The 18,659-nt window shown below is 73.4% G+C and carries 19 protein-coding genes; 7 read left to right on the forward strand and 12 right to left on the reverse strand.

From position 1 onward, the window contains the following. Positions 1-85 precede the first annotated feature (85 nt). Entirely contained in the window at positions 86-1,735 is a 1,650-nt protein-coding gene (locus ACFVN5_RS13765) for an amidohydrolase (protein WP_376955805.1), read from the reverse strand. Next, positions 1,732-2,964: an MFS transporter gene (locus ACFVN5_RS13770; protein ID WP_376955806.1), complete on the reverse strand. Its 1,233-nt coding sequence runs from the start codon at positions 2,962-2,964 to the stop codon at positions 1,732-1,734. The genes ACFVN5_RS13765 and ACFVN5_RS13770 overlap by 4 nt, the downstream gene beginning before the upstream one ends. Positions 2,965-3,110: 146 nt before the next feature. Here ACFVN5_RS13770 and ACFVN5_RS13775 point away from each other — a divergent pair, with 146 nt between their 5' ends. From ACFVN5_RS13775 to ACFVN5_RS13795, 5 genes are all read left to right on the forward strand, one after another. After that, entirely contained in the window at positions 3,111-3,725 is a 615-nt protein-coding gene (locus ACFVN5_RS13775; RefSeq protein WP_376955807.1) for a TetR/AcrR family transcriptional regulator, read from the forward strand. A 189-nt stretch (positions 3,726-3,914) separates the two neighbouring features. Continuing rightward, positions 3,915-4,559, forward strand: a complete 645-nt coding sequence (locus ACFVN5_RS13780; protein WP_376955808.1) for a DUF937 domain-containing protein — start codon at positions 3,915-3,917, stop codon at positions 4,557-4,559. Between the two features lie 125 nt (positions 4,560-4,684). Next, positions 4,685-5,134, forward strand: a complete 450-nt coding sequence (locus ACFVN5_RS13785; RefSeq protein WP_376955809.1) for a MaoC family dehydratase N-terminal domain-containing protein — start codon at positions 4,685-4,687, stop codon at positions 5,132-5,134. Next, entirely contained in the window at positions 5,134-5,562 is a 429-nt protein-coding gene (locus ACFVN5_RS13790) for a MaoC family dehydratase (RefSeq protein ID WP_376955810.1), read from the forward strand. Before ACFVN5_RS13785 ends, ACFVN5_RS13790 begins: the two co-directional genes overlap by 1 nt. Next, positions 5,562-6,794 carry a UDP-N-acetylmuramate dehydrogenase gene (locus ACFVN5_RS13795; RefSeq protein ID WP_376955811.1) on the forward strand — a complete coding sequence of 411 codons (1,233 nt, stop codon included), beginning with the start codon at positions 5,562-5,564 and terminating at the stop codon, positions 6,792-6,794. The genes ACFVN5_RS13790 and ACFVN5_RS13795 overlap by 1 nt, the downstream gene beginning before the upstream one ends. Positions 6,795-6,816: 22 nt before the next feature. Here ACFVN5_RS13795 and ACFVN5_RS13800 read toward each other — a convergent pair whose 3' ends face one another. The 9 genes from ACFVN5_RS13800 to ACFVN5_RS13840 form a co-directional block, all read right to left on the reverse strand. After that, complete coding sequence (locus tag ACFVN5_RS13800) at positions 6,817-7,536, reverse strand: VOC family protein (RefSeq protein ID WP_376955812.1); 720 nt, start codon at positions 7,534-7,536, stop codon at positions 6,817-6,819. A gap of 11 nt (positions 7,537-7,547) precedes the next feature. Beyond that, a complete protein-coding gene (locus tag ACFVN5_RS13805; protein ID WP_376955813.1) occupies positions 7,548-9,170 on the reverse strand; it encodes a phosphatase PAP2 family protein in 1,623 nt (540 codons plus the stop codon). 90 nt (positions 9,171-9,260) lie between these two features. Beyond that, positions 9,261-9,923 carry a response regulator gene (locus ACFVN5_RS13810; RefSeq protein WP_376955814.1) on the reverse strand — a complete coding sequence of 221 codons (663 nt, stop codon included), beginning with the start codon at positions 9,921-9,923 and terminating at the stop codon, positions 9,261-9,263. After that, positions 9,920-11,101 carry a sensor histidine kinase gene (locus ACFVN5_RS13815; RefSeq protein ID WP_376955815.1) on the reverse strand — a complete coding sequence of 394 codons (1,182 nt, stop codon included), beginning with the start codon at positions 11,099-11,101 and terminating at the stop codon, positions 9,920-9,922. Before ACFVN5_RS13815 ends, ACFVN5_RS13810 begins: the two co-directional genes overlap by 4 nt. 61 nt (positions 11,102-11,162) lie before the next feature. Then, positions 11,163-11,984, reverse strand: coding sequence for an ABC transporter permease (locus tag ACFVN5_RS13820; protein ID WP_376955816.1), 822 nt, complete (start codon positions 11,982-11,984; stop codon positions 11,163-11,165). After that, entirely contained in the window at positions 11,981-12,901 is a 921-nt protein-coding gene (locus ACFVN5_RS13825) for an ABC transporter ATP-binding protein (protein WP_376955817.1), read from the reverse strand. Before ACFVN5_RS13825 ends, ACFVN5_RS13820 begins: the two co-directional genes overlap by 4 nt. A gap of 119 nt (positions 12,902-13,020) precedes the next feature. Beyond that, positions 13,021-14,403, reverse strand: a complete 1,383-nt coding sequence (locus tag ACFVN5_RS13830; RefSeq protein ID WP_376955818.1) for an RNA polymerase sigma factor — start codon at positions 14,401-14,403, stop codon at positions 13,021-13,023. Continuing rightward, positions 14,346-15,185 (reverse strand): YciI family protein, encoded by an 840-nt coding sequence (locus ACFVN5_RS13835; RefSeq protein WP_376955819.1) that lies wholly within the window; start codon positions 15,183-15,185, stop codon positions 14,346-14,348. Before ACFVN5_RS13835 ends, ACFVN5_RS13830 begins: the two co-directional genes overlap by 58 nt. Before the next feature lie 101 nt (positions 15,186-15,286). Then, a complete protein-coding gene (locus tag ACFVN5_RS13840; protein ID WP_376955820.1) occupies positions 15,287-16,054 on the reverse strand; it encodes a LysE/ArgO family amino acid transporter in 768 nt (255 codons plus the stop codon). Between the two features lie 72 nt (positions 16,055-16,126). On the opposite strand from ACFVN5_RS13840, the gene ACFVN5_RS13845 reads away from it, so the two are divergent. Both ACFVN5_RS13845 and ACFVN5_RS13850 read left to right on the forward strand, forming a co-directional pair. Next, positions 16,127-17,023: a LysR family transcriptional regulator ArgP gene (locus ACFVN5_RS13845; RefSeq protein WP_376955821.1), complete on the forward strand. Its 897-nt coding sequence runs from the start codon at positions 16,127-16,129 to the stop codon at positions 17,021-17,023. 95 nt (positions 17,024-17,118) lie between these two features. Further along, positions 17,119-17,301: a CsbD family protein gene (locus ACFVN5_RS13850; protein WP_376955822.1), complete on the forward strand. Its 183-nt coding sequence runs from the start codon at positions 17,119-17,121 to the stop codon at positions 17,299-17,301. A gap of 64 nt (positions 17,302-17,365) precedes the next feature. Here ACFVN5_RS13850 and ACFVN5_RS13855 read toward each other — a convergent pair whose 3' ends face one another. Beyond that, positions 17,366-18,583: a pyridoxal phosphate-dependent aminotransferase gene (locus ACFVN5_RS13855; RefSeq protein ID WP_376955823.1), complete on the reverse strand. Its 1,218-nt coding sequence runs from the start codon at positions 18,581-18,583 to the stop codon at positions 17,366-17,368. Positions 18,584-18,659: the final 76 nt, after the last annotated feature.

Consider the following 18,659-nt stretch of genomic DNA (forward strand, 5'->3'; position numbering starts at 1 on the left):
CGTGGTTTCAGGAGTCGACGTCTTCAGCGTCGGCGAACGTCCTTGCTTTCAGGAGTCCGTAGGGGGGAGTATGCGTCGCATTCGGTCAGGCGGCGGATGCCTCCTGCGCCGCGTCGCCCGCCTCGGCCTCGTAGACCGTGGCGCCGGCCACCACCGTGCGCACCACGCGCGCCTCGAGCAGTACGTCGGCGCCCTCGGCGAACGGATCACGGTCGAGCACCGCGAAGTCGGCGGCGAGCCCCGGCGCGATGCGGCCGCGCTCGTGCTCCTCGAGGCAGCTCGCGGCGGCGTCGCGCGTGGCGTGCGCGAGCGCGTCGGCGAGCGGCAGCGCGTACTCGGGGTGGTTCGCCGGGAACGAGCCGTCGAGCGCCGATCGGCGCGTCGCCGCGATGTAGAGGTTCGGCAGCGCCTCGTGCGGAGCGGTCGGGGCATCGGTCGAGAACGCCAGCAGCGCGCCCGCCTCGGTGAACTCGGTCCAGGCGAAGCCGCGGTCGGCGCGCTCGTCGCCGAGCATCGCGGCCCAGTTCGCCCAGATCGCGGGGTCGGCGTGCACGGGCTGCATCGACGCGGTGACGCCGAGCGCGGCCATGCGGCCGGCCGTCTCGGGGGCGGCGTACTCGAGGTGCTCGATCCGGTGCCGGCGGGGGCGGTCGCCGTTCACGGCGTGCGCGTGCTCGAGTGCGTCGAGCGCGACATCGCTCGCGAGGTCGCCGATCGCGTGCAGCGCGACCTGGAGGCCCGCGGCATCCGCTGCCGCCACGACCGGGCGCAGGCGCTCGAGCGGCCAGATCGGCTCGGCGTTCGAGCCGTCGGCGTACGGATGCCGCATCGCGGCCGTGCACGCGTCGATCACGCCGTCGAGCACGAGCTTGATGCCCGCGATCTTGAGCCATGCGCGCTGCTCGCCCGCGAGCTCGATCGCCCGGGACACCTGCGCGAGGTTCCCGCCGTCGTCGCCGGTGTTGCCGATGAACCAGTGCGCGAGCACGCGGATCGGCAGCGTGCCGCCGCGCCGCTGCGCTGCGCGGTCGAACGCCGCGAGTCCGAGCTCGTCGAACGCCATGTCGACGACGCCGGTCACGCCGGTCGCGAGGTACGCGGCGATGGTGCGCTCGACGGCGGCATCGCGGTCGGCGTCGGTCGCGACCTCGGCCAAGAGCGTCCAGACGTGCTGCTGCGCGGCGGTCTCGAACAGCATGCCGTCGGGCTCGCCGTCGGCGTCGCGGCCGATGCGGCCGCCGATCGGGTCGGGGGTGTCGCGGTCGATGCCGAGCTCGCGCAGGGCGGCCGTGTTGACCCACACCGAGTGGTAGTCGTTCGCGTCGAGGTAGACGGGCACGTCGGCGACGACCTGGTCGAGCATCGCGGCGGTCGGGGCGCCGCCCGGCACGGAGTCGAAGAGCCAGCCGCGGCCGAGCAGCCGCGGGGCATCCGGGTCGGCGTCGCGGGCCGTGCGCAGCCGCTGCTGGATGTCGGCGAGGGTGCGCGCGTCGGTCAGTCCGACCTTGCCGAGCGCCTCGCCCATCATGACCAGGTGGGTGTGGGCGTCGATGAAGCCGGGAACGACGACGCGGCCTTCGAGGTCGACCGTCGCGGCATCCGTGCCGGCGAAGTCCGCGGCCTCGGCGTCGGAGCCGACGAACGCGATGCGCCCGCCGTCGGTGACGATCGCCTCGGCCCAGGCGGGCTCGTCGGCGGTGAACGCGCGGCCGCCGCGGTGGAGCACCCGGGTCATGCGGCGACCTCCTCGGTGACGGCGGACGCGGGCTCTTCGGTGCGCTGCAGCCGCGACGAGACGCGTGCGACGAGGAACGCGGGCACGGCGAGGACGAAGCTCGCGACGCCGAGCACGGTGACGAAGCCCTGGTAGCCGAACGCCTCGACGAGGGCGGCACCGATGACGGGCGTGAGCGCCGAGCCGACGAGGTAGACCGCGAGCAGCGGGCCGGACCAGCGGCCGTCGGCGTCCAGAGCCGCGGCGGTGGCGACGAAGTAGAGGAAGGCGATGGCGTAGACGGTGTTCCACGCGATGAAGACGACGATGAACATCGTCGGGTCGGTGACGAAGCCCTCGGCGATCTTCAGGAGGCCGCCGGCCACGAGCAGGATCGCGAGCGGCACGGCGCGCCCGAGACGGTTGCCGACGATCATCAGCAGGATGGCGCCGACGATGCCGCCGGCGGTCGCGCCGCTCAGGGCGATGCCGAGGCCCTCGGGGGTGAGGCCGGCCTGGTCGGCGCCCATGACGCCGGCCATCGCCCAGAGCGAGTCCTCGCTCGCGGCCCAGAGGGCGAACGTGACGAGCAGCACGAAGCCCGCGAACGTCTCGGCGCGGCGCGGCCGGCGGGCGACGGCGTCGGATGCGGCGGCGGCCGTGGGAACGGCCACGTGCTCGACGACCGGGGCGGTCGGCAGCCAGGCCGACGCGAACAGCACGAGCAGGGCGAACAGCGCCAGGGTGCCGAACACGCTGATCGGCACGAGCGGCAGGAGCGGGATGAGCGCGAGGATCACGGTCACGACCGCGCGGTTGGCGAGGCCGCTGATGCCGGCGACCCGGTCGGGGTTGACGAAGGCCGCGATGGCCGCGCCCGACGACGAGACCGCGCCGCCGGCGCCGATGCCGCCGATGAGGAGGCCGGCCACGACGACCGCGGGTGCCGGCACGAGCGCGGCCGCGCCGAAGCCCACCACGGCGAGGACGAGCCCGATGCGTGCGACGAGGAGGCGGCGAGGGCCCGCGCTGAGCTTCGCCGTCGCGAGACCGGTGACCGCGGTGAGCAGCAGCGCGCCGGTGACGATCCAGCTCGCCGTGAGCACGTCGGCGCCGAGGGCCGACTGCACGGCCGCGATCATGTACGGCGAGAGGTTCACGCCGAGGTAGCCGGCGATGCCGATCCCGAACGTGGCGACCGCGCTGGGCAGCCGCAGGGGGATCCTGGCGGATGGGAGGGAGTGGGACACGGGGGACCTCCGGGGTTCGGCACGACGATGTGCACGAGGTAAACGAATGGTATTCGTTTATTATGCATACGTGAGGCCGATTCGGGAAGTGCGGATTTCGCGACCCGTAGGCTGACGACACATGCACGTGCACGAGGGAGGCGCAGATGCCGAGGCCGAGGACCCCGCTGCTGTCGACCGATCGCATCGCGGATGCCGCGATGGAGCTCGTCGACGAGGGCGCGCCGTTCGGCGTCAACGCGATCGCCCGGCGGCTCGGCGTGACGCCCTCGTCGCTCTACAACCACGTGCGCGGCCGCGACGAGATCGTCGAGCTCATGCGCGGGCGGCTCGGGGAGCGGTACCTCCCGCGCCCGGTCGGCGGCGCGTGGGACGAGGTGGTCGAGGGGAGCCTGCGCGCCCAGCGCCGGATGTACGCGGAGCATCCGTTCCTCATCCCGCTCATCGTGGAGCAGACCATCACCGACCCGACCGTCATCGCCTCGTACGACCACCTGGCGACCACGCTCGTCGCGGCCGGGTTCCCCGAGGACGACGTGCTCGACGTCGTCGCGATCATCGACGCCTTCTCGATCGGCATGGGCCTCGACCTCGCGTCGCCCGACGAGGTGTGGGCGCCCGAGACCCCGACCGAGACGCTCGGGCGGCTCGTGGCAGTCGGGCCTCGCGGCGCGGCGCGCAGCGACCGGGCATTCGAGTCGGGCCTCGAGCTGCTGCTCGACGGGCTGCGCCTGCGGCTCGCCCGCTACGAGCTCGACTGAGTACTCGCGGGTTGAGGAGCGCCCGGCGCAGCCGGACGCGTCTCGAACCCGCCAGCACGGACATCCGGGTTTCGAGACGCGGGCTGCGCTCGCTCCTCAACCCTCGGCTCCGTCTTCCGCGCGCGGCATCCGCCCGGCTACGGTGAAACGGTCGCGTCCGAGGGCGGGCGCGGGACGGGGGAGTTCCACATGGCCGGATACGACGACATCATCGCCGACCTTCCGATCGGCGACATCGCGGCGAAGCTCGGGGTCGACGAGGCCACTGCGAGGAAGGCCGTCGACGACGCGCTTCCGGCGCTGCTCGCGGGCATGGGCGCGAACGCGACCGACCCGGCCGGCGCCGCATCGCTCGAGCGAGCGGTCGTGCACCACGACCCGAAGCTCGTCGAGGGCGGCGTGAACCTCGCCGACGTCGACGAGGACGACGGCCGCAAGATCGTGAAGAACGTGTTCGGCACCAACACCGACCAGGTGGTGACGGCGCTCGACACGAAGGACGGTGGTGGCGGCGGCAACCTCATCGGGAAGCTGCTGCCCATCCTCGCGCCGATCGTGATGGCCTGGCTCGCGAAGCAGTTCACCAAGAAGCAGGAGCCCGCGGCATCCGGTGACGACGGCGGTGGCGCGGGCGGCGGCGGCATCGGCGACATCCTCGGCGGGTTGCTCGGCGGTGGCGGCGGTTCGGGCAGCTCCGGCGGCTCGGGCGGAGGCCTGGGCGACATCCTCGGCGGCCTGCTCGGCGGCGGCAGTGGCGGTTCGGGTGGTTCGGGCGGCTCCGGCGGCGGCCTCGGCGACCTGCTCGGAGGCCTCCTGGGCGGTGGCAAGCGGTAGATCCTCGGTCGTCGAGTAGCGAGCGAAGCACGCGTATCGAGACGTCGTGCCGGGTCTCGATACGCGTGCTCCTTCGTCGCTCGCTACTCGACCAGCGGGACTGGGCGCCCGCATAGACTGTCGGGGTGCCAGTGAACCCAGAGCTGCAGGGGCGCGAGTTCCCGCCCGCCGAGCCCTACCTGGTCGGTCGCGAGAAGGTGCGCGAGTTCTCGCGCGCGGTCTTCGCGACCGATCCGATCAACCTCGACCCCGAGGCCGCGCGGGCCGCCGGCTACGACGACGTCGTCGCGCCGCCCACCTTCGCCGTCGTCGTGCAGGAGCAGACGCTCGCCCAGCTGCTGGCCGAGCCCGACGCGGGCATCGACTTCTCGCGCGTCGTGCACGGCGACCAGCGCTTCACGTTCACCCGCCCGATCGTCGCCGGCGACCTGCTCACCGCGACCCTGAGCGTGCCGAGCGTGAAGACGCTCGGCGGGCACTCGATCGTCACGGCCGAGACCGCGATCACGGATGCCTCCGGCGCCCACGTCGTGACCACGATCTCGGCGCTCGTCGTGCGCGGAGAGGACGACTGATGCCCGCGACCTCCGCCTTCGACGGCCTGACCGTGGGCGACATCGTCGCCGAGGCCTCGTTCCCGCTCACGCGCGACTCGCTCGTGCGCTACGCCGGCGCCTCCGGCGACTTCAACCCGATCCACTACCGCGACGACGTCGCCCGCTCGGTGGGGCTGCCGGGCGTGCTCGCCCACGGCATGCTCACCATGGGCTTCGCCGTGCAGCCGGTCGTCGACTGGGCCGGCGATCCCGGCCGCGTCGTCGACTACCAGGTGCGTTTCACGCGTCCCGTCGTCGTCGACCCCGAACTCGGCGCCGTCGTGTCGGTCGTCGCGAAGGTCGGCCAGCTCGACGCCGAGGCGCGCGTGGCACGCGTCGACCTCACCGTGAAGGTCGGCGAGGAGACCGTGCTCGGCAAGGCGCAGGTGCGGGTCTCGCTCGTCTGATGGCTCGCGACATCCCGTTCTCCGAGCTCACCACGCTGCGCGTCGGCGGCCCGGCCGGCCGGCTCGTCACAGCGACGACGCAGCGCGACCTCGTCGACCTCGCCACCGAGGCGTGGGAGCACGGAGTGCCCTGGCTCGCGCTCGGCGGCGGCTCGAACCTGCTCGTCGGCGACGAGGGGTTCGACGGCACCGTGATCCGTGTCGCCACGAAGGGCATCGAAGTGCTCGGCCGCGGCGACGCAGCCGATCCGTCGCTGGTCGGCGATGCGGTCGCCGCCGACGGAGTGGCCTCCGTGCGCATCCGCGTGCAGGCCGGCGAGACCTGGGACGATGTCGTGGCCTGGGCCGTCCACGAGGGCTACTCCGGATTCGAGGCGCTCTCGGGCATCCCCGGATCGGTCGGCGCCGCGCCCGTGCAGAACATCGGCGCCTACGGGCAGGAGCTCGAGTCGACGCTCGTCGCGGTGGAGTTCCTCGAGGAGGGCGCAGACGAGCCGCACCGCATGACCGCCGCGGACCTGGGACTCGGCTACCGCACGTCGGTGCTCAAGCGCGGCCTGCCCGGGATCGTCGTCTCGGCGGAGTTCGACCTGCACGACACGTCGGTGGAGCGGGCGGTGCTCGGCGAGCCGCTCGGCCAGCCCGTCGCCTACGCCCAGCTCGCCGACGCGCTGCACGTGAACCTCGGCGACCGCGTGCCGGTCGCGCGCGTGCGCGAGGCCGTGCTGCGCCTGCGCGCCTCGAAGGGCATGGTGCTCGACCCCGACGACCCCGACTCGGTGAGCGCCGGCTCGTTCTTCACGAACCCGATCGTCACCGAGCGCACCGCCCGCACCCTGCCGGGCGACGCGCCCCGGTGGTACCTCGACGACGAGTCGCCCGATCAGGTCACGCCGATCACGCCGGGCCTCGACGAGTCGCCGCTCGACCAGTTCCTCGCGCACCAGGCGTCGCTCGAGCCCGTCGAGTCCGAGGCGGATGCCGCGCCGCCCGAGCCGCTCGTCAAACTCTCGGCCGCGTGGCTCATCGAGCGCTCGGGCATCCACCGCGGCTTCGCCCTCCCCGGTTCGCGCGCGGCGATCTCGTCGAAGCACACGCTCGCGTTGACGAACCGTGGCGGCGCCACCGCCGAGGAGATCGCGCAGCTCGCCCGCTTCGTGCAGAGCCGGGTCCAGGGGGAGTTCGGCATCCTGCTGCACCCCGAGCCGGTGCTCGTCGGTCTCCGCCTCTAGAGCTGCGTCGTGAGTCGGCCGATCACCCCTGCTTCGCCGCGGACACGTCGACGCAGACGACTCCCGTGTTGCCGTCCTGGTCGGCGATCACCGTGAGCCCGGGCGCCTCGCTGTCGTCGACGACGGTACCGCCCGCGGCGAGGGCGGCCGCGATCCGCTGTTCGGCCACCTCGGGCGCCACATAGACCTCGAGGTGGAACCGCTGAGGCGCGGTCGCCTGCTCATCGCCCTGCTCGTCGTCATCCCCGAACCACAGGTTCGGCACCCGTCCCGTGGCGTCCCGGACCTCGTCGCTGGGGGAGCCGCGGCCTTGGGACTCGGCACTCCCGGTCAGGAGTGCGGCCCACACCGGGGCGATGGTCGCGGAGCGGGCCGTGTCGAGGCCGAGCTCGATCTCGCTGACCGAGGCCGGGTCGGCGGTGAGCCCGTGGTCCGCGGCGATCCCGCTGATGCGTCGCGCCAGGTCGACGTCCTGCTGGGTCACCCACTCCACGACGTACTCGGTGCCCTCGTCGTCGCGGTAGATCGCGTCGTCGCTGACCAGCTCGAGGTCGACGTACCCGGTGCCGATCGACACCCGCGGGTGGTGGCCGATCGCGTCGCCCGCCTCGCCCACCGCGACGACGAACCCTGCGCCGGCGGCGAAGCCGTCGACCAGGTACCGGGCGTGCAGCCCCTGGGCGAGCTTCCGCCAGTCGGTCAGGTCGGCTGCGGCGATCTGCGGGCCCCTCAGCATGTCCATAGTCGGGGAGTCTAGGCCCGGTGCGGCCGCGCCGGCACCCGCGAATCCCGCCGCGCACTCGACGGACGGTAGACGTCGAGGGCCTGCGGCACGATCCGCAGCAGCGTGCGATAGCCCGAGCCCGCGTAGGCCGTCTGCGCCTCGGCGGGTGCGGCGAGCGCCACCTCTCCGTCGTGCGCGAACCCGGGCGGCTGGCCGCTCCGTGGGCGAACCACGACGTCGAGCGACGCCGACGTGAACGCCTCGATGCGCTCGGGCAGGAGCCGGAGTCCGCGCAGCACGCGGCTCACCCGGCGCCCGAACGCGAGCGACGCGGCGGCGCGCGCGCGCGACCCTGCGTGCAGGATCCGCACGTCGAGCACGCCGCCGTCGAGGCTCCGGCGCTGCAGCGGCGCGGCGGTGCCCGGATCGTTCGCGCCCACGCCCACGAAGAGCGTCCAGACCCGTGCCCGACGCCCGGCGACCACGACCTCCACGGGCTCCGACCGACTCAGCACGCGCGCGGCCGCGATGAGGGCGGCGGGCCACTTGCCCCAGCGGTCGCGCAGTTCCTCGCGCGCGGCCACGAAGTCGGGGTAGATGCCGACCGACGCGGTGTTCAGCACGGTGACCGGCGGCCGGTCGCCGAACGACAGCTCCGCGACATCCGCCCGCACGCCCTCGCCGCGCTGCAGCGCGCTCACGGCCAGCTCAGCGGATGCCGCGCCCGCCGTGCGCGCGAAGTGGTTGAACGTGCCGCCCGGCACCACGAGCAGCGGCAGCCCGGCGGCCCGGGCCTCGTGCGCCACGGCGGCGACCGTGCCGTCGCCGCCGCAGACCCCGAGGATGCGCGGCCGCCCGCGGCGGTGCCGGAGCGCGGCGCGCACGACCGCGCCGGGCTCCTCGTCGTCCTGCAGCACGTGCACCCGGGCGGCGGGGAGCCGCTCGGCGACGACCCGCAGCGGGTCGGCCCGCACGACCGCGGTGCCCGACGCGCGGTTCGCGACGAGGAACACCCCCTCGCCGTCAGGCGACGCGGGCAGCGCCCGGTCCACGCCGCTCGGCGGCTCCGGCACGGGTTCGCCGCGGCGCGGCGCCACGAGCGCGCCGAGGCCGGCGACGCCGACGCCGAGCGCCAGGCCGCCCACGACGTCCGAGAGCCAGTGCGCGCCGGTGTGCAGACGCGAGTAGCCGACGCCGAGCGCGAGCGGCGCGATCGCGGCGCCGATCACGGGCTGCTCGATCGCGACGCCCGTCGCGAACGCCGCGGCGCTCGCCGAGTGCCCCGACGGGAACGACGGGGTGATCGGCGGCTTCGGAAGGCGCCGGGCGATCGGCACATCCGCGAGCAGCGGACGGTCGCCGCCGAACACCTCCTTCGCGATGAGGTTCGTGAGCGCGCTCGCCGCGAGCAGCGACAGCACGCCGCGCGCGGCGGCGCGACGACGGCGTGTCACGGCGAGCACGCCCGCGAGCGTCCACCACAGCACGCCGCGATCGGCGAAGCCGGTCAGGCGCGACCAGAACCGGTCGGCGAGCGGATGCGCGTGGCGCCGGTTCACGGCGCGGCCGGCCGCGGCATCCGCCCGGCGCACCCACCGGGGGAGGACCTTCGTGCGCTGGATGGCGACGCGGACGCTCGATGCTGCGGTCACGCGCACAGCGTAGGGCGAGCGTCGCCCGTCGTCACGGCGTTGCGGCGTGCGAGCGGCCACGCTATGCGACGACCGGACGGCCGGCGCCGGTCAGAGGAGTCCCAGCTCCATCGCCCGGGTGACCGCGCGGGTGCGGTCGTTCACGCCGAGCTTCTCGAACGCGTGCAGCAGGTGCGTCTTCACCGTCGCCTCGCCGATGTAGAGGGCCTTCGCGATCTCGGGGTTCGAGCGTCCCTCGGCGACGAGCACGAGCACCTCGCGCTCCCGCGGCGAGAGCGCGGGCGGTGCCACGGATGCCGCGTCGGCCCGTACCCGCGAGACGAGCTTCGCCGCGATCGACGGTGCGAGCACCGTCTCGCCCGCGGCGACCGCGCGGATGCCCGCGAGGATCTCGGCCTGCGGCGCCGCCTTCAGTAGGTAGCCGCTCGCGCCCGCCTCGATCGCCGCGAGGATGTGGTCGTCGGTCTCGTACGTGGTGAGCACGAGCACTCGGGTGCCGCCGCCCGCCGCGACGATGCTGGCGGTCGCGCTCGCGCCGTCGACGCCGGGCATCCGCAGGTCCATGAGCACGAGGTCGGGGCGTTCGGATGCCGCGAGCGCGACCGCCTCGGCGCCGTCGGCCGCCTCGCCCACCACCTCGATGCCGGGCGCCGTCTCGAGCAGCCCGACGATGCCGGCGCGCACGATCGGGTGGTCGTCGGCGACGACGATGCGGATGGAGTCGGGGCCGTCGTGCGGCTCCCGAGGGGTCATGCGACGCCTCCCGTGGGGCTCGCGGCATCCGCTCTGGGCACGACGACCCGCAGGCGGGTGCCGCCCGAGGCGCCTGGCCCGAACTCGAACGTGCCGCCCGCGAGCGCCGCCCGGTCGCGGATGCCGGCGAGGCCGAAGCCGTACTCGCCGGGCTGCGCCTCGCCGGGGCCGACGCCGTCGTCGGTCACGGTGAGCACCACGTCGGCGTCGTCCGCCGTCACCGCGATGGTCGCCGTCGACGCACGGGCGTGCTTGCGCACGTTCGCAATGGCCTCCTGCGCCGAGCGCAGCAGCACGACCTCGAGTTCCCGGTCGAGACCCGTCACCTCGGCGGACACCGACACGGCCACGCCGGTCTCGCGCTCGAACGAGACGGCCAGTCGACGCAGCGCCTCGGCGAGACCCGCCTCGGCCTCGACGGGCGTCAACGACGCGACGAGTCCGCGCGCCTCGGTGAGCGCCTCGCGGGCCATCTGCTCCATGAGCTCGATGTCGCCGCGAGCGGCTGCCGCGGCCTCGCCGTCGACGGCCTCGAGCCGGTTGCCCGCCCGCTGCGCCACCATCACCAGTCCGGTGAGGCTCTGCGCGATCGTGTCGTGGATCTCGCGGGCGAGCCGCCCGCGCTCCTCGGTGACGCCGGCGTCGCGGTGCATCGCGGCGAGCTGCCCCTGCGCGGCCTGCAGGTCGTCGAGCAGGCGGGCGCGTTCCTCCCCGTACTGGGCGATGCGGGTGATCCAGAGGCCGAGCGCGATGCTGAAACCGACCGTGAGCACGGCCACCCCGAGGCCCGTGAGGAGGCCCGCGGCGCCGGACCGCGCGACGTAGCCGACGACGATCGCGACGGCGACGAGGATGTTGGCGGTGATGGCGCTCCGCGTGCTCGGCGCCGTGGTCCACACGAACGGGTAGATGAACGCCTGCACGATCGCGAACGCCGGCTCGAACGTGGTGCCGACCGCGAGGACAGCGGCGAAGAGGATCGCGACCACGAGATACGGCCGCAGCTCGCCCACGGGCAGCAGTCGACGGCCGCCGGCGAAGTACACGACGAGGAACGCGGCGGCGGCCGCCCACGCGCCCCACTCGCTGGGCCCGTAGGGCGGGTCGATGATCGTCAGCACGACGATGACGCTCGCGGCGACGATCGCCGCGAGGTCCCACCAGCGTGCGCTCAGCATGACGCCACCTTCTCACGAGCGGGACGGCGCCGGCAGCGCAGGGCTGCCGGCGCCGGTCCGGTCACGCGTCGCGCCGGATCCACCGGAACGTGACGCGGCTGACGATGAGCCCCACGACGAGCCAGGCCACCAGCACGATCGCGACGAGTCCGAGGTCCCACTCGCCGTTCTGCTCCATCACCTTGAAGTCGTCGGGCAGGAACACGGCGCGCATGCCCTGGGCCATCCACTTGAGCGGGAAGATGCTCGCGATGTTCTGCATCCACTCGGGCAGCTGCGAGAACTGCAGGTACACGCCCGAGATGAACTGGAGGATCAGCACGATCGGGATGACGACGGCGGTGGCGCTCTTGCCGCTGCGCGGCAGCGCCGACAGCGCGATGCCGAGCAGCGCCGACGTGGTGATGCCGAGCACGAACACCCATGCGAACGTGAGCCACGCCTCGAGGGTCGTGGGCAGCGCGATGCCGAGCACGGTCGCCGCCACGAGCAGCAGGAGCGCGGCCTGCAGCGCGCCGGTCACGAAGACCTGGCCGATCTTGCCCATGAAGTACGAGACGGGCGACAGCGGCGTGCCGCCGAGCCGCTTCAGCGTGCCGTTGCTCTTCTCGCCCGCGATCTCGACAGCGAGGTTCTGCACGCCCGAGAGGAGCAGGCCCGCGGCGAGCATGCCCGGCAGGTAATAGGCCCCGACCGAGACGCCCTCGGTGCCCGGGCCCGGCTGGATCTCGCCGGACGAGCTGAACGCGGCCGTGAAGATGCCGAGCATGATGACGGGGAACAGGAACGTGAAGAACACGGCGTCGGGCGAGCGGAAGTAGCTCCGCGTCTCGTAGCCGATGCGCGATGCGCCGACCGTGGTCGTGTTCAAGGTCGTGCTCATGCGAGCGCCTCCTCGTGAGCGTGGGCCTCGGCTCCGGCCGAGTGCACCAGTTGCAGGTAGATGTCCTCGAGGCTCGGTCGGATGACCTCGAGCCCCTCGGGTTCACCGCCGAGCCGGGTGACGACGGATGCCACGAGCTCGGCCGGCCGGTCGGTGCGCACCTCGCGCAGCGCGCCGTCGGCCTCGCGCCACCGCACGATCGGGACGCGCGCCTCGGCGCCGCCCAGCTCGTCGATCGCGCCGATGTCGATGAGCCGGCCGCCGACGATGACCCCCGCCCGGTCGCCGAGCTGGGCGGCCTCGTCGAGGTAGTGCGTCGTGAGCAGGATCGTCGTGCCCTCGGCCTTCAGCGACCGGATGAGCTGCCAGAACTCGCGCCGCGCCTCGGGGTCGAAGCCGGTGGTCGGCTCGTCGAGGAACAGCAGTTCGGGGCGCCCGATGATGCCGAGCGCGACGTCGACGCGGCGGCGCTGGCCGCCCGAGAGCTTCGACACCCGCGTGCGCGCCTTCTCCTCGAGGCCGACCGCGGCGATGACCTCGTCGACGTCGAGCGGGTCCGGGTAGAAGCCGGCGAAGTGCGCGAGCTGCTCGCGCACGGTCGCGGTTCCGGGCTCGGTCGCCGACTGCAGCACGATGCCGATCCGCGCCTTCCAGGCGAGGTTGCCGTGAGCCGGGTCCACCCCGAGCACGCTGACGTCGCCGCTGGAGCGGAGCCGGTAGCCCTCGAGGATCTCGACCGTGGTCGACTTGCCCGCGCCGTTGGGGCCGAGCAGGGCGAAGGTCTCGCCGCGCGCGATGTCGAGGTCGATGCCGTCGACGGCCGCGAGCCGACCGTAGTCCTTGCGGAGTCCGCGGATGCGCACGGCGGCGTCCGCATCGCTCGGGATGGTGCCCGTACTGGGCGCTGAGATGTCCATGCCATCGACCCTGCCGGTTGCGGCTGCCGTGCGGCAGCGACCGTGCGGTCGATTTCCTCCTCCACCGATCGGTGGATGGTGCGTGTCGGCGCCGGGTCTCGAGACGGGCTGCGTCCTCCTCAACCCTCGGGATCGAGCTCGGCGAGCCGACGCTCGAGGAAGCGGCGCTCGGGCGCCGTGCGGGCGAGCGCGATCGCCTCGCGGTAGCCGGCGGCCGCGGCATCCGTGCGCCCGAGCCGGCGGAGCAGGTCGGCCTGGGCGGCGGGCAGCAGGTGGTAGCCGTCGAGCCGGCCGGATGCCTCGAGCAGCCCGAGGTCGTCGAGGCCCTGTTGCGGCCCGAACGCCATGCCTCGCGCGATCGCGCGGTTGAGCGCGACGAACGGCGAGTCGGCGAACGCCGCGAGGGCGTCGTACCGGTCGACGATCGCCGCCCAGTCGGTGTCGTCGGCCGTACGGGCGCGTGAATGCACGGCCTGGATCTCCGCCTGGAGGCGGTACGGGCCGGGCGAGTCGGCACGGTCGTGGCCTCCGGTGTGGGCCAGCAGCTCGAGCCCCTCGGCGAGCTCGGCCACGTCCCACGTCGAGCGATCCTGCTCGGGCAACGGCACGAGCTCGCCGTCGGCGTCCACGCGCGCGGCCGACCTCGCGTGCTGGAGCAGCAGGAGCGCGAGCAGCGCCCGGGCCTCGTCGGCGTGGGGGATGAGCGCCACGACCATGCGCGTGAGGCGGATCGCCTCCGCGGTGAGGTCGAGGCGCTGGAGCTCGTCGCCGTGCGACGCGAGGTAGCCCTCGTTGGCCACGAGGTAGAGCACCGCGAGCACGCCGCTGAGCCGTTCGGGGAGCAGGTCGGCGGTCGGCACGCGATAGGGGATGCCGGTGTTCCGGATCCGGCGCTTCGCCCGCACGATGCGCTGGGCCATGGTGGCCTCGGGCACGTGGAAGGCGCGCGCGATCTCGCCCGTGTCGAGGCCTCCGACGGTGCGGAGGGTCAGCGCCACGCGAGCGTCCATGGCCAGTGCGGGGTGGGCGCAGGTGAAGACGAGCCGCAGCCGGTCGTCCCAGGCGGGCTCGTCGTCGGCGACGACGTCGGCGGGGTCGCGCGGGCCGTCGGCCCGCCCTGAGAACTCCTCCATCGCCATCCACTCCCTGACCTTCTCGGCCTCGACGCCGCGGCGTCGCAGGCGGTCGAGCGCGAGGTTGCGCGCGGCGGTGGTGAGCCAGGCTCCGGGGTTCCGTGGGACGCCATCGCGGGCCCAGGTGGTCGCCGCGCGCTCGAAGGCGCCCGACGCGGCGTCCTCGGCCACGTCCCAGTCGCCCGTCACGCGGATCAGCGTCGCGACGACGCGCGCCCACTCGCTGCGATACGCCTCCCGCAGCGCGCCCGCGACGCCGGGTGCGAGCGCGTCGCCCGCGCTCGCACCCGGCTCGTCCTCGCCCGTGGGCGTCAGCGGGACACTCCCTCGAGGGCCTCCGACGCGGCGGGCTCGTGACGGCGTGCCCACGCGTCGGCCTCGCTCTCGGCGCGGGCGACCTGGTCGCCGTGCACGTCGAACGGCCACGTCGGCCGCAGCTCGATCGCGCCACCTCGCGCCATCGGATGCTTCGCGGCGACCTCGATCGCCTCGGCCAGGTCCTGCACGTCGAGGAGGTCGAAGCCCGCGACCCACTCCTTCGCCTCCGCGAAGCCACCGTCGGTGACGAGCACCTCGTCGTTGCGGCGTCGCACGAACGTGGCATCCGATGGCGGTCGCAGCACCTCGCCGAACTGCCGGACACCGCGGCCGTCCATCTCGCGCACCCACGCCTCGGGGTCGTCGTCGGTCGCGTCGGCGGCCCCGTCGGCGTCGCTTCGCTCGCCGGTGGGATCCACGACGACGAGCATGAGGTACCGGCGCCCCTGCGGCGCCCGCTCGGCGAACCCCTCGGGCACGATCCTCGCCCCGGGCTCGGCGCCGGGCCACTGCACGAACGGCCGGATCTCCACGCGTCCGAACGCCGCCACCGGATGCTTCGACGCGATCTCGATCGCCTCGTCGAGGTCGCGCACGTCGACGACGTCGAACCCGCCGATCGCCTCCTTCGCCTCGGAGAACGGCCCGTCGACGACGAGCACCTCGCCGCCGCGCACGCGGACGGTCGTCGCGTCGTGCCCGGGCCGCAGGCGTTCCCCGTACTCGGAGACGCCGCGCGCCACGACCTCGTCGACCCACTCGCCCACGTTGTCGTCGGCGGGAACGTACGGCAGGGCGTCGGGGCCCTCGGCATAGAACAGTGCGTACTGCATGGCGGATTCCTCTCTCTCGGTCACGCTACGCAGGTACGACGAACGAGGGGAGGGCGAATCGACACTTCGATCCGGAGAGTCGAGCCTTCGATCCGGAATCGTCAGTGCGGGAGCACGAGCGAGACGCCGAGCACGATCATGACGACCGCGATCACCGCGTCGAGCACGCGCCACGCGCGCGGGCTGGCGAGCACGCCGCCGAGGAGTCTCGCGCCGTACGCCAGCCCGAAGAACCAGGCGATGCTCGCGAGGCCGGCGCCCGCCGCGAACGCCCACCGACCGTCGCCGTGCGTGTTCGCGACCGAGCCGAGCAGGAACACCGTGTCGAGGTACACGTGCGGGTTGAGCCACGTGAGCGCGAGGCAGGTGAGCACCGCCGCGAGCAGTCCCGAGCGCGCGGTCGACGCGCGGGTCAGGGTCGCCGCCGCGGTGCCGGATGCCTCGAGCCCACCGGATGCCTCGAGCCCACCGGATGCCGCGAGCCCGCCGGATGCCGCCGGGCCGTCGGATGCCGCGGGTGTCCCGGCCCCGGCATCCGACCGCCCCGGGGCATCCGCACCCCCGCTCGCGTCGAGTGCGACCCCGCTCGGACGGATCGCCCGTCGCGCGGCGAGCAGCCCGTAGGCCATGAGGAACGCCGCGCCCGCCCACCGGATCACGTCGACCAGCCACGGCACGGCCTGCATCACGGCGCCGACGCCCGAGACGCCGACCACGATGAGTGCGAGGTCGGAGAGGGCGCAGATCGCGGCGACCGCGAGCACGTGCTCGCGGCGGATGCCCTGCCGCAGCACGAAGAGGTTCTGCGCGCCGATGGCGACGATGAGCGACAGGCCGAGGCCGATGCCGGCGAGCAGAGGGGTGAGCATGCGTTCGAGGCTACGGCGGCCGCCGTCGGCAATCCAGCTCATGATTCTTCACCGCCATTAGCATTGCTTCAGATGGAGATCCCGCTCGACCTCGCCCGCACGCTCGCCGCCGTCATCGACGAGGGCACGTTCGACGCGGCGGCAAGGCGCCTGCGCATCACGCCGTCGGCCGTGTCCCAGCGCGTGAAGAGCCTCGAGCAGCAGCTCGGGCGCGTGCTCGTGGTGCGCACGAAGCCGGCCCGCCCCACGGAGGCCGGCGCGCCGATCGTGCGGCTCGCCCGCCAGCTCGCGCTGCTCGAGCACGACGCGCTCGCCGCGTTCGGCGACGACGCCGCGCCCGACCGGCCCGTCTCGGTGCCGCTCGCCGTGAACGCGGACTCGCTCGCCACGTGGTTCCTCCCGGCGCTGGCACGCGTGGTGCAGCGGCATCCGGTGGTCTTCGACCTGCACCGCGACGACCAGGACTTCACCGCCGGACTGCTCGAATCGGGCACCGTCATGGCCGCCGTCACCTCGCAGGCCGAGCCCGTCGCGGGGTGCGTCGTGCGCCCGCTCGGCATCATGCGCTACCGCGCGGTCGCCACGCCGGACTACGTCGCCCGCTGGCTCCCCGACGGGCCGACGACCGACGCGCTCGAGGCCGCGCCGCGCGTCGACTTCGACCGGCGCGACGACCTCCAGTCCGCCTGGCTCGAGGAGGTCGGGGCGGATGCCGCGCGCTCGCCCCGCCACTACGTGCCCGCGTCGAACGACTTCGCCGAGGCCGTCAAGCTCGGCCTCGGCTGGGGGCTGCTGCCCGGGTTCCAGTGCGACGACGAGCTCGACCGCGGAGCGCTCGTGCCGCTCGGCGGGCCGCCGCTCGACGTGCCGCACCACTGGCAGCAGTGGAACCTGCGCTCGCCCCTCCTCGACGCGATCGCCGAGGAGGTCGTCGCCGAGTCCCGGCGTGCGCTCCTCGGTGACCGGTAGCGCGTCGGGCCCCGCGACTCAAGCCCCTTGTCCGCTCGGCCGACTCCGCGTTGAGTGGGATGCAGGCGGCGATCCCGCCGGGAAAGGAGCCCATCATGGGCGTTGACGACCGCATGGAGAACACTGGCGAAGACCTGAAGGGCAAGGTCAAGGAGGCCGCCGGAAAGGTCACGGACAACGAGCGCCTCGAGGCCGAGGGCAAGATGGACCAGGCCAAGGCGGACATGAAGAACACGGTCGAAGACGTGAAGGACGCCTTCCGCGACGACGACCGCTGAGTCATCGACGATGACGGGCCGCCGGGGATGATCCCCGGCGGCCCGTCGTCGTGTCAGGAGCCGATCAGGCGAACAGCTTCTGGAGGCGCTGCACGCCTTCGAGGAGCGGCGCGTCGCCCAGCGCGTAGCTGAAGCGCAGGAAGCCGCTGGGGCCGAAGGCCTCGCCCGGGACGGCCGCGACCTCGGCCTGCTCGAGCATGAGGTCGGCGAGCTCGAGCGAGGTGGCGGGCGTGACGCCGCCCCACTCGCGGCCGAGCAGTCCCGTGACGTCGGGGTAGACGTAGAAGGCGCCCTGCGGCACCGGCACGTGCACGCCCTCGATCTTCGAGAGCTCGGCGACGATCGTGCGACGGCGCCGGTCGAACGCGCGGCGCATCTCCTCGACCGCGTCCTGCGGGCCGGTGAGGGCGGCGATGGCCGCGCGCTGCGAGATGTTCGAGACGTTCGACGACAGGTGCGACTGCAGGTTGGCGGCTCCCTTGATCACGTCCGAGGGGCCGACCATCCAGCCGAGTCGCCAGCCGGTCATCGCGTAGGTCTTGGCGACGCCGTTGACGAGGATCGTCTGGTTCGCGAGCTCGGGTACCGCCTCGACGACCGACACCGCGCGCGGGGGCACGCCGTCGGGGTCGTCGGCGTACGTGAGGTTCTGGTAGATCTCGTCGGCCACGATCCAGATGCCGTGCTCGAGCGCCCACTCGCCGATCTCGCGCACCTGGTCGGCGGAGTACACCGCGCCGGTCGGGTTCGAGGGCGAGACGAAGAGCAGCACCTTCGTGCGGTCGGTGCGCGCGGCCTCGAGCTGGTCGACCGTGACGAGGTAGCCCTGGTCGGCGCCCGCGAACACGTCGACCTGGCGGCCGCCCGCGAGCTTGATCGCCTCGGGATACGTCGTCCAGTACGGCGTCGGCACGAGCACCTCGTCGCCGTCGTCGAGCAGCACCTGGAAGGCCTGGTACACGGCCTGCTTGCCGCCGTTGGTGACGACGACCTGGCCGGCGCCGACCTCGAGGCCCGAGTCGCGCAGCGTCTTCTGCGCGATCGCCTCGCGGAGGTCGGGCAGGCCGGCGGCGGGCGTGTAGCGGTGGTTGCGCGGGTCGCGCACGGCGGCGAGGGCCGCCTCGACGATGTGATCGGGCGTCGGGAAGTCGGGCTCGCCGGCAGCGTAGGAGATGACCGGCCGGCCCTCGGCCTGGAGGGCCTTCGCCTTCGCATCGACCTTCAGCGTGGCGGACTCGGCGATGGCGGCGATTCGAGCGGAGAGGCGGGCGTGTTCGGTCACCCTCACAGCCTAGGCGAGCGGATGCCGCGTGGCGGATCGATCCTCGACTGGGACATCTGTCCCACTTCTGCTACGC

Source organism: Agromyces sp. NPDC057865 (genome assembly GCF_042796995.1).
Classification (GTDB): Bacteria; Actinomycetota; Actinomycetes; order Actinomycetales; family Microbacteriaceae; genus Agromyces.